This is a genomic window from Streptomyces hainanensis (genome assembly GCF_004348415.1).
Taxonomy (GTDB): Bacteria; Actinomycetota; Actinomycetes; order Streptomycetales; family Streptomycetaceae; genus Streptomyces; species Streptomyces hainanensis.
In genome coordinates this window covers 1-11326 of the sequence record NZ_SMKI01000254.1, presented here as the reverse complement: position 1 = coordinate 11326, position 11326 = coordinate 1, and the positions used below count along the sequence as shown (strand labels likewise).

At 72.7% G+C, this 11326-nt stretch carries 12 protein-coding genes and 1 pseudogene; 8 read left to right on the top strand and 5 right to left on the bottom strand.

All coding sequences use genetic code 11. The annotated features are described in order from the left end of the window. Positions 1 to 86 precede the first annotated feature (86 nt). Entirely contained in the window at positions 87 to 680 is a 594-nt protein-coding gene (locus E1283_RS22160) for a sigma-70 family RNA polymerase sigma factor (RefSeq protein ID WP_132819872.1), read from the top strand. Between the two features lie 115 nt (positions 681 to 795). On the opposite strand, the gene E1283_RS22155 is transcribed toward E1283_RS22160, so the two are convergent. From E1283_RS22155 to E1283_RS22145, 3 genes are all read right to left on the bottom strand, one after another. Beyond that, a complete protein-coding gene (locus tag E1283_RS22155) occupies positions 796 to 2244 on the bottom strand; it encodes a PepSY-associated TM helix domain-containing protein (protein WP_132819871.1) in 1449 nt (482 codons plus the stop codon). An 89-nt stretch (positions 2245 to 2333) separates the two neighbouring features. Then, the gene (locus E1283_RS22150) at positions 2334 to 3149 is read right to left on the bottom strand and encodes an SAM-dependent methyltransferase (protein ID WP_132819870.1); all 816 of its coding nucleotides are present in this window, start codon (positions 3147 to 3149) and stop codon (positions 2334 to 2336) included. 108 nt (positions 3150 to 3257) lie between these two features. Next, the gene (locus E1283_RS22145) at positions 3258 to 3728 is read right to left on the bottom strand and encodes a hypothetical protein (RefSeq protein WP_132819869.1); all 471 of its coding nucleotides are present in this window, start codon (positions 3726 to 3728) and stop codon (positions 3258 to 3260) included. 487 nt (positions 3729 to 4215) lie between these two features. Here E1283_RS22145 and E1283_RS22140 point away from each other — a divergent pair, with 487 nt between their 5' ends. The 4 genes and pseudogenes from E1283_RS22140 to E1283_RS22130 all read left to right on the top strand — a co-directional run bounded on the left by E1283_RS22140 (position 4216) and on the right by E1283_RS22130 (position 6807). Then, positions 4216 to 4755, top strand: a complete 540-nt coding sequence (locus E1283_RS22140; RefSeq protein WP_132819868.1) for a GntR family transcriptional regulator — start codon at positions 4216 to 4218, stop codon at positions 4753 to 4755. A 9-nt stretch (positions 4756 to 4764) separates the two neighbouring features. Then, a complete protein-coding gene (locus tag E1283_RS22135; RefSeq protein ID WP_132819867.1) occupies positions 4765 to 5574 on the top strand; it encodes a GntR family transcriptional regulator in 810 nt (269 codons plus the stop codon). A 126-nt stretch (positions 5575 to 5700) separates the two neighbouring features. Further along, positions 5701 to 6222: pseudogene (locus E1283_RS38895) on the top strand (GrpB family protein); the annotation flags it as partial. Between the two features lie 6 nt (positions 6223 to 6228). Then, a complete protein-coding gene (locus E1283_RS22130) occupies positions 6229 to 6807 on the top strand; it encodes a GntR family transcriptional regulator (RefSeq protein WP_132819875.1) in 579 nt (192 codons plus the stop codon). On the opposite strand, the gene E1283_RS22125 is transcribed toward E1283_RS22130, so the two are convergent. Continuing rightward, a complete protein-coding gene (locus tag E1283_RS22125) occupies positions 6746 to 7627 on the bottom strand; it encodes a sigma-70 family RNA polymerase sigma factor (protein WP_132819866.1) in 882 nt (293 codons plus the stop codon). The two genes, E1283_RS22130 and E1283_RS22125, sit on opposite strands and share 62 nt — an antisense overlap. Before the next feature lie 83 nt (positions 7628 to 7710). On the opposite strand from E1283_RS22125, the gene E1283_RS22120 reads away from it, so the two are divergent. Further along, entirely contained in the window at positions 7711 to 8094 is a 384-nt protein-coding gene (locus tag E1283_RS22120; protein WP_243745009.1) for a DoxX family protein, read from the top strand. 51 nt (positions 8095 to 8145) lie between these two features. Here E1283_RS22120 and E1283_RS22115 read toward each other — a convergent pair whose 3' ends face one another. Next, entirely contained in the window at positions 8146 to 8760 is a 615-nt protein-coding gene (locus tag E1283_RS22115) for a hypothetical protein (protein WP_243745008.1), read from the bottom strand. A gap of 169 nt (positions 8761 to 8929) precedes the next feature. Between E1283_RS22115 and E1283_RS22110 the strand changes: the two genes are divergently transcribed. Beyond that, positions 8930 to 10015 carry a hypothetical protein gene (locus tag E1283_RS22110; RefSeq protein WP_341829947.1) on the top strand — a complete coding sequence of 362 codons (1086 nt, stop codon included), beginning with the start codon at positions 8930 to 8932 and terminating at the stop codon, positions 10013 to 10015. 5 nt (positions 10016 to 10020) lie between these two features. Next, on the top strand, positions 10021 to 11232 hold the full coding sequence (locus tag E1283_RS22105) for a toxic anion resistance protein (protein ID WP_132819864.1): 1212 nt from the start codon (positions 10021 to 10023) through the stop codon (positions 11230 to 11232). The last annotated feature ends 94 nt before the right edge of the window (positions 11233 to 11326 follow it).

Below are 11326 nucleotides of genomic sequence, written 5' to 3'. Positions count from 1 at the left end.
TCCCCGTCCCCGCTCGCGGGTCGTCCCGGCCCCCCCTCGTCCACGGCCCGCTCGCGGCCGTGGACTCGTGAAAGGCGACAGGGACGTTGACCACGACCACACTCACCGCGCCACGCCACCACACGGACCCCGGCACACGGTGGGACGACCGCACCGTCACCGACTGGGCGCTGGCCGCCAGGTCCGGCGACCGGCACGCCACGGAGCGCTTCGTGCGGGCGGTCCGCACCGATCTCCTGCGCTACGTCACCCGGTTGAGCGGTGACGCGCAGGCCGCCGAGGACCTGACCCAGGAGACCCTGCTGCGCGCGCTGCGCAGCCTGCCGGCGTTCGAGGGCCGCTCCTCGGCCCGCACCTGGCTGCTGTCGATCGCCCGCCGCACGGTGGTGGACCGGATCCGCTACGAGCGGTCCCGGCCCCGGCTGGCCGACACGGCGGACTGGCTGACGGCGGTGGAGGGCGCCCAGTGCCGGGCGCAGCCGGGCTTCGAGGAGGGCGTCGCCCTCGCCGAACTGCTCGCCGAACTGCCGACGGACCGCTCGACCGCCTTCACCCTCACCCAGATCCTCGGCCTGCCCTACGCCGAGGCGGCCCGCGCCACCGGCTGCCCGGTGGGCACGGTCCGCTCCCGGGTGGCTCGGGCCAGGCAGGCGCTGATCTCCCAACTCGCGGAGCGCTGACGTCGTTTATGAGACGTCGTTGGTGAGACGTCGTTTATGAGACGTCGTTGGTGAACAGCCGACGGCCGGCACCCGGACGCACCGGGTGCCGGCTGTCGGCCTCGTCACCCGGGGGCTAACGCCCCTCGCCGAACCTGGCCGGCGCCCCCTCGACCCGGCCGAGCACCGTGTCGACCAGCAGGAAGCCGAGCAGGGTGACGCCGAACAGCGGCAGGAACCAGCCGACCAGCGCCACGCAGGCGACGAGCGGCCACAGCAACGCCGGCGGCACCCGGCGCCAGGCGCCGCGCGGCAGCGGCCGGCCGAAGGCCCCGCCCCTTCCGCGCTGCCACCACATCCGGTAGCCGAGCAGGATCATGGTGATCAGGCAGAGCGCCAGGGTGCCCAGGGCGATCTGGTTGACCAGGCCGAAGAGCGTCCCCATGTGCAGGTCGATCCCCCAGCGGCTGAGCTTGGCCAGCAGCGGGTAGTCGTCGAACCGCACCACGTCGAGCACCTCGCCGCCGTTCGGGTTGATGGCGACGGCGTCCTGCTTGGTGGGCCAGGCACGCTGGACCTCGCGGATCACGTAGGCGGACTCGGCGTCGGCGGGCGGCACCAGTTCCACCGGGTTGTCGATCCCCTGCGCGCGGGCGATGGCCAGCGCCTCGTCGACCCAGAGCCCGGAGGCCGGCCGGTCGCCGCCGCCCGCCTCTCCCGACACGTCCGGGTGCCCCTCGTGCCCCGGGGTGGTTTCCGCGGCGCCCTCGATCGTCGGGGAGACGTCCGGGGTCGACTGCCCGAGCGAGGAGCGCAGCTCGGTCACGTTGGCGCCGGCGTAGGCGGACCAGGTCAGGCCGGTGGCCGCGAGGAAGAACAGGCCGGCCGCCACCGTGGCGCCCAGCGTGCCGTGCAGGCCGAGCGTGCGCCGCCGGCCGGTGGCCGGCCGCTTCTCCGCCGCGCCGGCGCCCCTGGCACGGCGGGCGCGCCAGCGCGCCAGGAAGAGCAACAGCCCGCCGCCGGCCACGACCCACAGCCAGCTGGCGGCCAACTCGCTGTACAGCCGGCCGACCTCGCCCAGGTGCAGGTCGCGGTGCAGTTCGTCGATCCAGGTGCGGAGCGGCAACGCCCCGGTGGAGCCGTACTGTTCGAGCGCGCCCCGCACCTCGCCCGTGTAGGGGTCGACGAACACGGCGAGCGTCTTGTCGTCGTCGACGTCGGGGACCCCGGCGAGCAGCACCCGGGTGGTCTCACCGGCTCCCGGCGACAGCCGGATCGCGGAGATCGAGCCCTCCGGGTACGCGTCCCTGGCGTTCTCGACCTGCTGGGAGAGCGGTAGCTCCACGCCGTCGCCGACCGGGACCCGCAGCTCGTCCGCGTAGACGAGCCTCTCCAACTGGTACGAGGCGGCGTACAGCAGCCCGCTGCCGGCTGCGACCAGCAGGAACGGGGCGATCAGCACGCCGGCGTAGAAGTGCAGCCGCAGCACGAGCGGACGCAGCGCCGCCCAGCCGGTGGACCGACCGGGCGGCGTCGTTCGGACGTCTGGCGTCTCGGTGGACTCACTGGACTCGGTGACGGACATCGCCTGCTCCCGCATCGCACCGGACCACGCGGTTCGCGGCCTCACTCCGGTGGTCGGAAGCGGGCGGGCGTGAGTTCCCGAGCGCCGTGCTACACCTTCCTGGCCACGCCCCCGTACTGGTGCACCTCGGCCGGCAGGCCGAACGCGAGGGCGTCGGGGCGCCAGCGGGAGCAGGAGACCACGCCGGGCTCCAGCAGTTCGAGGCCGTCGAAGAAGCGGGCGATCTCCTCGGGGCTGCGGAGGATGTACGGCACCGAACCGCCGCCGTTGTAGCGGCCGATGGCCTCCACGTACTCCTGGCTGGTGTTGGTGGAGTCGTAGTGCACCAGGTAGCTGCCGGACGGGAGCGCGTCCACCAGCTGCTTGACGATGGCGCGGGCCTGCTCGTAGTCCTCGATGTGGCCGAGAATGCCCATCAGCATGAGCGCGACCGGCTTCTCGAAGTCCAACGTCTCGCTGGCGCCGGCCACGATGCCGTCGGGCTCGTAGAGGTCGGCGTGGATGTAGCCGGCCTCGCCCTCCGGGGAGCTGACCAGCAGGGCACGCGCGTGGGCGAGCACCAGCGGGTCGTTGTCGACATAGACGATCCGCGACTCGGGAGCCACGCGCTGGGCGATCTCGTGGGTGTTGTCGACGTTCGGCAGCCCGGTGCCGATGTCGAGGAACTGCCGCACGCCGGCCTCGCCGGCGAGGACCCGCACGGCCCGGGCGAGGAAGTAACGGGCGGCGCGGGCACCGTCGACGATCCCCGGGAACACGTCCCGGAACGCGTCACCGGCGACCCGGTCCACCTCGTAGTTGTCCTTGCCGCCCAGCCAGTAGTTCCAGATCCTGGCGGAATGCGGCACGCTGATGTCGATCTGCGCCCGGGCGGCCGCGTCGGGATACGACGGCTCGTCGGTCATGCTGCTCCTCGTCCTGGTGCGCGTGGGTGTCGCTCTCGGGGGGTGGTCGAGACCACACGCTATGTTCGACGCCGGCCGGTCGCCACCCGAACCGCGCGCTTTCGCCAGTCACCGCAGCTCACGGGCGGGACACGGCAGTTGGGACCGGTTCCGGTTCGGTGAGCAGCCGACGAGGTCGAGGGTGAGGTAGCCGGTCGCCTGGACATACCAAGTGGCGTGCGCGTCGCCTCCCCGGCGGAGGGTGTCACGGACGTGGGCGATCTTCGCGGCGAGTCGTTCCGGCTCTCGCTCCTGCGGCGCGGCGAAGCCGGGCGCGGCGCGCGTGATCTGTTCCTCGAACCACTGGACGGCCGCGTCGGCGTCGTGGAACGTCGCGGTGACGTGGCGTGCCGGTCGTAGCAGCCAGTTGGCGATGAGGATGGGGGTGCACGGGTTGTCCGCGAACTCCGGCGAGCCCGGCCGGCGCGGGCCTTCCCGGTCGTAGGTGCGGCGGTCGCCGGTCCAGCGGTAGGCATGGAAGTGCGGCCGGGGCCGGCCCCCTTTCGGGGGCCGGCCGTCGTGCGGGCTACTGGCGTCCACAGCCGTCGCCGTCTCCACAGCCGCCGGACTGTTCACTGTCCGTGGGTTCGTCGTCTCCCGGATCCGCTGCCATGTCGGTTACCGTTCCTCTCACTCAGCGCCACCGGCGCCACGTCTCCCGGCCGCGCGGCCCACTCACACCACCACCCAACGGCCGCAACCACACCCGCCCACACTCAAGCGCCATCACCCGACCGACCTCGTCGCGTGATGCGTCGCGCGCGGTGGCGCCCACGTCGAGAGCCAGAGCCGGTTCCCCGGCTCGAGGCGGAGGAATGTCGCTCATGTCATCAGCTCCTTGATCGCTGGAGGCCCTGCACTTGGACGGCGCCTGCCGTTGCCAGGGGGTCACGTGGCCTCCCAGGGCATCGCGCCGACCACGCGGGCAGCACGCCAAACAGTATCGCTATTCGCGAAAAGCAGCAAGGTTGCGGTGAGGGGCTGGTGGCCTACCGTGTACGAGTGACGAGTCCATCGAGGAGGACGAATGAGCGGCGGCTGGACCACTACGTCGGTGCCCTACCTGGCGCCGCCTAAGGGCGGCGCTGGGGATATGTGGGGTGCTGACGCCGCAGCCCGCGGGCAGCGCGGCACCCAGCGCGTGGTGCATGCCGGTGAGGTGCCGGCACAGTCCGAGGTGGCGGAACTGCTGGGCGTCGAAGCTGGCGCCGCAGTGGTAGTCCGGCGGCGGATCATGTATCTCGACGACCAGCCATGCGAGTTGACCGACACCTACTACCCGGCACACATCGCCGCCGGAACCCGGCTAGCGGGCACCGCCAAGATCCGCGGCGGAGCGGTCACCCTGCTGGCCGAACTCGGACATGTGGGAGTGCTGGCCCGCGAGGAGGTGACCGCCCGCATGCCGACCGAGGAAGAGCGCGAACTGCTCTGTTCCGGACCGGGAGAGCCAGTGCTCCAGCTGACCCGTGTCACATTGGACGATGCGCACCGGCCCATCCAGGCCGAGATCATGACCATGTACGCCCGACATCAGCGACTGCGCTACGAACTGCGGATTGGATGACCTCCGCCCATGGCCGACACCAACGCCCCTGACCGCCGATCCCTACACGAACGGATCGCGGCGGATCTGCGCGACGAGATTCTGAGCGGTGATCTGGCCCCGGGCGCGAAGCTTCCCTCCACGACACAGCTCAAGGCCAGGTTCGGCGCCTCGAACGCGACCGTGCAGAAAGCCCTGCACCTGCTCAAGGACGAACGGCTGGTCGTCGGCCGACCGGGTGCCGCAGTCACCGTCCGTGAACGCCGCTCGCGCACCATCCGCCCGGCTTCCTCCATGGCCCCGGCCCCGACCGGCGAAACCTACCGATGGCTCACCGAAGTCGAGAGGTTGGGCGCCACAGCCCGAAGCAAGCTGCTCGACGTACGGGAAGCTGTGCCTCCTGCCGACGTGGCGACCGCGCTCGGCCTCGCCGCAGGTGACACCACGCTGCTGCGCAGCCAGGTACTCATACTCGACGACGAACCGGTCGAGATCGTCTCGTCCTACTACCCGCTGGGCATCGCTCGCGGCACCGCCCTGATGGAGCGCCGCAGGATCAAGGGCGGGACCCCGACCCTCCTGGCCGAACTCGGCCATCCTCCCCGGCTGAGCGTCGACCGCGTCTCCGCGCGGGTACCGACCCAAAACCAGTTCGCCTTGCTCGAACTCCCCAGCAGCCTGCCGGTGCTGCGGACGCTTCGCGTCGTTTACAGCGACGACGACCGGCCAATCGAGGCCAGCGTCATGATCAAGGCGGGCCACCTCTACGAGCTCCAGTACGAGTTCGCCCCTGAGGCGTCCGGCGAGGCACCGGCCGTACGCTCGGCAGGACAGCCGTAGGCGCCGAGGATCCATTACGGGGCGTGACGTCGACTGCGCGGTATCGAAAGCGTCCGGCGTTCGTTCGCCGCAGCCGTGCGGCGGGCGCGGACGGCGACCGACGGCCCGTTCCCTACACTTGATCGGATGGCGAACGACACCCCGCTCGCGCCCGTCGTGGTCGACCACGACCCCGCCTGGCAGGCGCGAGGTCTCGCTCTCGCGGACGAGCTGCGCTCCGCCCTCGCGCCGCTGGCGCTGCGCGTCGAGCACATCGGCAGCACGGCGATCCCCGGCATGGCGGCCAAGCCGGTCTTCGACCTCCAGGTCGGCGTCCGCGATCTCCACGACGCCGAGCGTGCCTTCGACCGGCCCCTGGCCGACCGGGGTTTCCGGCGATCGCCCTACCAGCAGGACCACGTCCCGGCCGGACGCGACGACGACCCGGCGCGCTGGACGAAGCGGCTGTGGACCCGGCGTGGGCACGCCGGCGGGGACGTCAACCTGCACGTCCGCGTCGTCGGTTCCCCGAACGAGCGGCTCGCGCTGCTGTTCCGCGACTGGTTCCGGGCCCATCCGGAGGCGGTCCCCGCCTACGCCGGCTTCAAGCAGGTCCTCGCGGGCGCCGTCGACGACATCGGCGTCTACGCCGACGTCAAGGATCCCGTCGTCGACCTGGTCGTCGCGGTCGCCGAGTCCTGGGCCGCCGAGACCGGCTGGGCGGTCACCCGCGGCAGCACGTCGGCGCCGTATCTCGGCCCGCGCCCGTCGGATGTGTGGGGCGCCGAAGCGGCCACGCGGGGGCGGCGGGGGACGCAGCGGGTGGTGCACGCCGGGGAGGTGCCGGCGTCGGCCGAGGTCGCGAAGCTGCTCGGCGTGCCGGCCGGCGACCCGGTGGTCGTGCGCCGCCGGATCATGTATCTCGACGACCAGCCCTGCGAGTCGACCGACACCTACTACCCGGCGCGCATCGCCGCCGGCACCCGGCTGGCGGGCACCGCCAGGATCCGGGGCGGGGCGGTCACGCTGCTGGCGGAGCTGGGACACGTGGGCGTGCTGGCCCGCGAGGAGGTGACCGCCCGGATGCCGACCGACGAGGAACGCGAACTGCTCCGTGCCGGCCCCGACGAGCCGGTGCTGCGGCTGACCCGCGTCACCCTGGACGACGCGCACCGGCCCGTCCAGGCCGAGATCATGACCATGCGCGCCCGGCACCAGCGGCTCCACTACGAACTGCGGAGCGGTACGGGGTGATGTCGATCCGCCTGACCCGTCCGCCGTTGACACGGAACCTGATCACCGCGTAGGGGCGGCCGCCGGGCGCGATGACCGCGCCGGGGTGGCCGGCGACGAGGATCGGGACGGCGGTGGCGATCCGGTCGGCGAAGGCGCTCGTCTCCTCGGCGATGGCCGTGGCCCCGTGGACGACGGCTCGCGCGTCCGCCGGCAGCAGCCGGGGATGTGCCGTGCGGACGGCGTCCGGAGCCAGCAGCGTGACCAGTCGCGCGATGTCGCCGCCCCGGGCGGCCGCCAGGAAGGCGGAGACGATCTCCGCGTGCTCCGTGCGTTCCGCGTGTTCCGCGTGGTGACCGGGGTCGGCCGGTCGGGCGCCACGGAGCCTGAGGCGCGCGCGGCTGGCCAGCTTCTTCGCGGAGATCGGGGTGGTGTCGAGTACGGGTGCCACCTGGTCGAACGGGAGGGCGAACAGGTCGTGCAGCACGTACGCGACGCGCTGCCGCGGTGACAGCTCGGCGAGCAGTACGAGCAGCGCCCTCGACACGTTCTCGCGACGCAGGAACGCCTCGTCGGCCGCCAGTTCCACGGGGTCGAGGTCTTCGGAGAACAGCGGGAGTTCGGCCCGCCGCTGGCGGGCCCTGAGCTGGTCGAGGCACAGCCGTGCCGTCACCGTGGTGAGCCAGCCGTCCGGGTTGGTCACCTGGGCCATGTCCGCCGTCTGCGCCCGCGTCCAGGCGGTCTGGACGGCGTCCTCGGCGTCGTGGTGCGAGCCGACGATCCGGTAGGCCAGCGACATCAGCCGGGGCCTGGCGGCCTCGAAGTGTTCGACGAGTTCCACAGGGGTCACCTCTCGTGCCCGCTCGACGTCAGGTGGGTGAGAGAGACCGAGATCCGACGAACACGGCAGCCCGAGGAGGCACCTTGAGCATAGTCACCGGGGTCGCGGGGTGGACGGACTGGCCGCTGGTCCTGACCGTCTGCTGCGTCGTCGCCAACGGGTTCGAGGTGGGGGCGAAGCTCGCCCGGGCCCGGTTCGTCACGCGGAACTCCGCCGAGGTGGGCGTGGGCCCGGAGTGGATCCCGTACCTCGCGCTGCTGGAGGGTGCGGGCGTCGTGGGACTCGTGGTCGGGCTGTCGGGGTGGCGACTGGTCGGGCTGGCGGCGGCCGTCGGCCTGCTGCTGTTCTTCGTCGGCGCCGTCCACGCCCATGTGCGGGCGCGGGTGTTCCACAACATCGCCTTCCCGGTGGCCTTCCTCGGCCTGGCCGGCGCCGCCGTCGCGCACTTCGTGGGGGCGGGCGGCTGACGCGGCGTCGCCCCGGGCCGGACGACGACGGCCCGGGGCGACGGCGAGCGGCTACAGGCCGTCGGCGACCATGGCCGCGACGATACGGACGTGGCGGTCGGCGTTGGTGGTGGACCACTCGTTGTCGTAGTTGAGGCCGTAGGGCCAGAAGTGGCCGCCGCCGGTGGAGAGGACGGCGCCTGACCCGTCGTACTGGCGGACGAGCGCGGTGGCCTGGGCGCCGGTCCAGGTGCCGCCGCCGCCCAGGCGGCTCCAGCCGGCGCTGGTGCCGACGCCGATGGTGTGGGCGATCTCGTGCAGGGCGGTGCGCTCGCTCATGTAGGAGCGGTTGGCGCCGAAGCGGATGGTGCCGTTGATGTTGCCGTCGGCGGTCGGCACGCTCGGGTCGTAGCGGACGGTGATGGACTTGCCGAGGCCGCCGCTGAGGTTGTTGTAGCGGGCGACGGCCGCGTTCATGGCGCTGGTGATGCGGTTGTAGGCGTCGAGTTGGTCGGCGGTGGGGTTGGCCGCGCGTTCCAGCCGCCAGGTGATGGTGGCGGCCGCCGACGGGTCACCCGCGACGACCGGCGAGGCGGACGGGGTCGCGACGGCGGGGGTCGGCGCGGCCAGCGCCAGGGCGGCCAGCGCGACGGCGGCGGCCAGGCGCCGGAGGACGGAGGAGATCACCAGTGTTGCCCTCTCGCTCGGAATCGCTCACACGTCAAAATGGCAGGTGCACGTCATCCCAGAAAACCGCACATCGCCCAACAGTCAACCCCCACGTCGACATCACCCCGACATCTTCTCGTCACCCAACGGCCGTGTATATGTGGGGCGTTGTGAGGACGCTTCGACCGTGCGACGAATATGGGGGATCGTCCTCGCGGCGCTGCTGCTCGGGGGCGTAGCCGTCGCCCTCGTGCAGGGGCGCGACGACGGGGGGACGGCCACGACGACGGTGCGTGGCGTGATCGGGTCCGAGAAGGCGGAGTTCTTCGCGGACCCGGAAGTGATCGAGGCGCTGGCCGAGCGCGGATTCGAGGTCAGGACCGACTCGGTCGGGTCCTGGGCCATGGACGGCGTCGACATGGCGGGCTACGACTTCGCCTTCCCGTCCAGCCAGGGGCCGGCCCAGGAACTGGCGGCGCGGGCCGAGTCGCCGGGGGCGCCGCTGCGGCCGTTCTACTCGCCGCTCGTGGTGCTGGCACGCGGCGCGGCGGCCGAGGTGCTGGCGGCCGAGGGGCTCGCCACCCTGGCCGACGAGCACCGGGGACTGCTCGCGATGGAGCCGTTCCTGGCCGCGGTCGGCGACGGCCGCGCCTGGGGCGACCTGGCGGGGGCCGACCCGCAGGACGGTCTGGCCGGCGCGCTCTACGTGTCGAGCACCGACCCGCTGACCTCCAACTCGGGCGCCCTCTACCTGGCCGCCGCCTCCTACGTCGAGAACGACGGCACCGTCGTCGCCGACGCCGAGGGCGTCGAGCGCGTGACGCCGCTGCTGCGCGCCCTCGTCCAGGTGCAGGGCACCCAACAGCCCAGCTCCGACGGGCCGTTCCGGGACTTCGTCAGCGGCATCGGCAACCCGCTGGTGCTCGCCTACGAGTCGCAGATCGGGTCGCTGCTGATGGCCGGCCAGGACCCCGGCGACGTCGTCGTGCTCTACCCGGACACCACCGTCTCCAGCGACCACACCCTGGTGCCGCTGTCGGAGGAGGGCCGGGAACTCGGCCAACTGCTCACCGAGGACTCGGAGTTGCGGCGGCTCGCGGTCCGGCACGGCTTCCGCCCGCAGGGCGCCACCGCCGAGTTCACCGAGGCGGCCGGCGAGCACGTCGCCTACCTCGACGCCGGCCTCGCCGGCGTCAGGCAGGCGCCGCCGCCCACCACGGACGTGTTGCGGCAGTTGGCGGAGCGCGCCACGGGCCGCTCGGAAGGGAACTGACCACCATGCCCGAGCTGACCCCACCCGGCTCTGACAGCCCGCTGATCCTCACCCCGCCTGACCCGGTGCCCGAGGTGCGGGCCGAGCAGGCCTCGGGACTGGTCCCGGTCGACGCCGCGGCCCGCGAGGAGCTGGCCCGCCGCGCCGCCGCCTACGTCGACTCGCTCACCGAACTCGACACCCGCTCACCGGAGTTCACCACCCGGGTGGGCGAGGTGACGGCGCTGGGCGGCGACGAGATGCGGGCCGCCGCCCAGCAGTCCAACCGGATGCTGGAGCGCAGCGTCCGCTCGCTCGCCAAGGGCGCGGGCGGCGAGGCGGGCGACGCCCAGTCCCGGGTCGCCGGCTCGCTGGTCGAACTGCGCCGCACCGTCGAGGATTTGGAGCCGCGCGACTCGGCCGCCGGCGGGGTGCGCCGGCTGCTGTCCAGGCTGCCGGGCGGCAACCGGTTCCGCGACCACCTGGCCCGCTACGCCTCGTCGCAGGGCACGCTGCAGAAGATCGTGCGCGCGCTGCGCTCCGGCCAGGACGAGCTGCGCCGGGACAGCGCCGCCCTGCACACCGAGCGGTCCAGGCTCTGGGACACCATGGGCAAGCTCCAGGAGTACGCGGTGCTCACCGAGGCCCTGGACGCCGAACTCCAGCGACGCGTCGACGCGTTGGAGGCGACCGACCCGGAGCGGGCGGCGGCCGTGCGGGCCGACGTGCTGTTCCCGGTCCGGCAGAAGCACCAGGACCTGCTGACCCAACTCGCGGTCTGCGCCCAGGGATACCTGGCGATGGACGTGGTGCGGCGGAACAACGACGAGCTGGTCAAGGGCGTGGAGCGGGCCGCCACCACCACGGTCTCCGCGCTGCGGATCGGGGTGATGCTCTCGGCCGCGCTGGAGAACCAGCGCAAGGTCACCGAGCAGGTCAACGCGCTGCGCTCGACGACCGAGGACCTGGTGCGGGCCAACGCCGACATGCTGGCCACCCAGAGCGGCGAGATCCAGCGGATCGCCGCCGACCCGGCGGTCGGCGTCGAGACGCTGCGGGCCGCGTTCCAGCAGATCTACCGGACGCTCGACGCGATCGACACCTACAAGGCGCAGGCCACCGAGTCGATGGCCGAGACCGTCCGGACGCTCTCCGGGGAGCTGGCGGACGCCTCGGCGCAGCTGGAGCGGTCCCGGGAACGGGACCGGGCCGAGGGCGAGCGGGGAGGCCGGCGGTGAGGCGGGCGACGGGACCCGGCCGGCTGGCCGCGCTGCTGACGGTCGTGGCGCTCGCCGCGGGCGCCTGCTCCGACGGTTCGGGCGGGTCGGGAGG

Excerpts from the sequence above, each read along its gene's own strand:
- E1283_RS22105 (WP_132819864.1), top strand. The coding sequence starts at position 10,021 with ATGCCCGAGCTGACCCCACCCGGCTCTGACAGCCCGCTGATCCTCACC.
- E1283_RS22150 (WP_132819870.1), bottom strand. The coding sequence starts at position 3,149 with ATGACCGACGAGCCGTCGTATCCCGACGCGGCCGCCCGGGCGCAGATC.
- E1283_RS22140 (WP_132819868.1), top strand. The coding sequence starts at position 4,216 with ATGAGCGGCGGCTGGACCACTACGTCGGTGCCCTACCTGGCGCCGCCT.
- E1283_RS22155 (WP_132819871.1), bottom strand. The coding sequence starts at position 2,244 with ATGTCCGTCACCGAGTCCAGTGAGTCCACCGAGACGCCAGACGTCCGA.
- E1283_RS22135 (WP_132819867.1), top strand. The coding sequence starts at position 4,765 with ATGGCCGACACCAACGCCCCTGACCGCCGATCCCTACACGAACGGATC.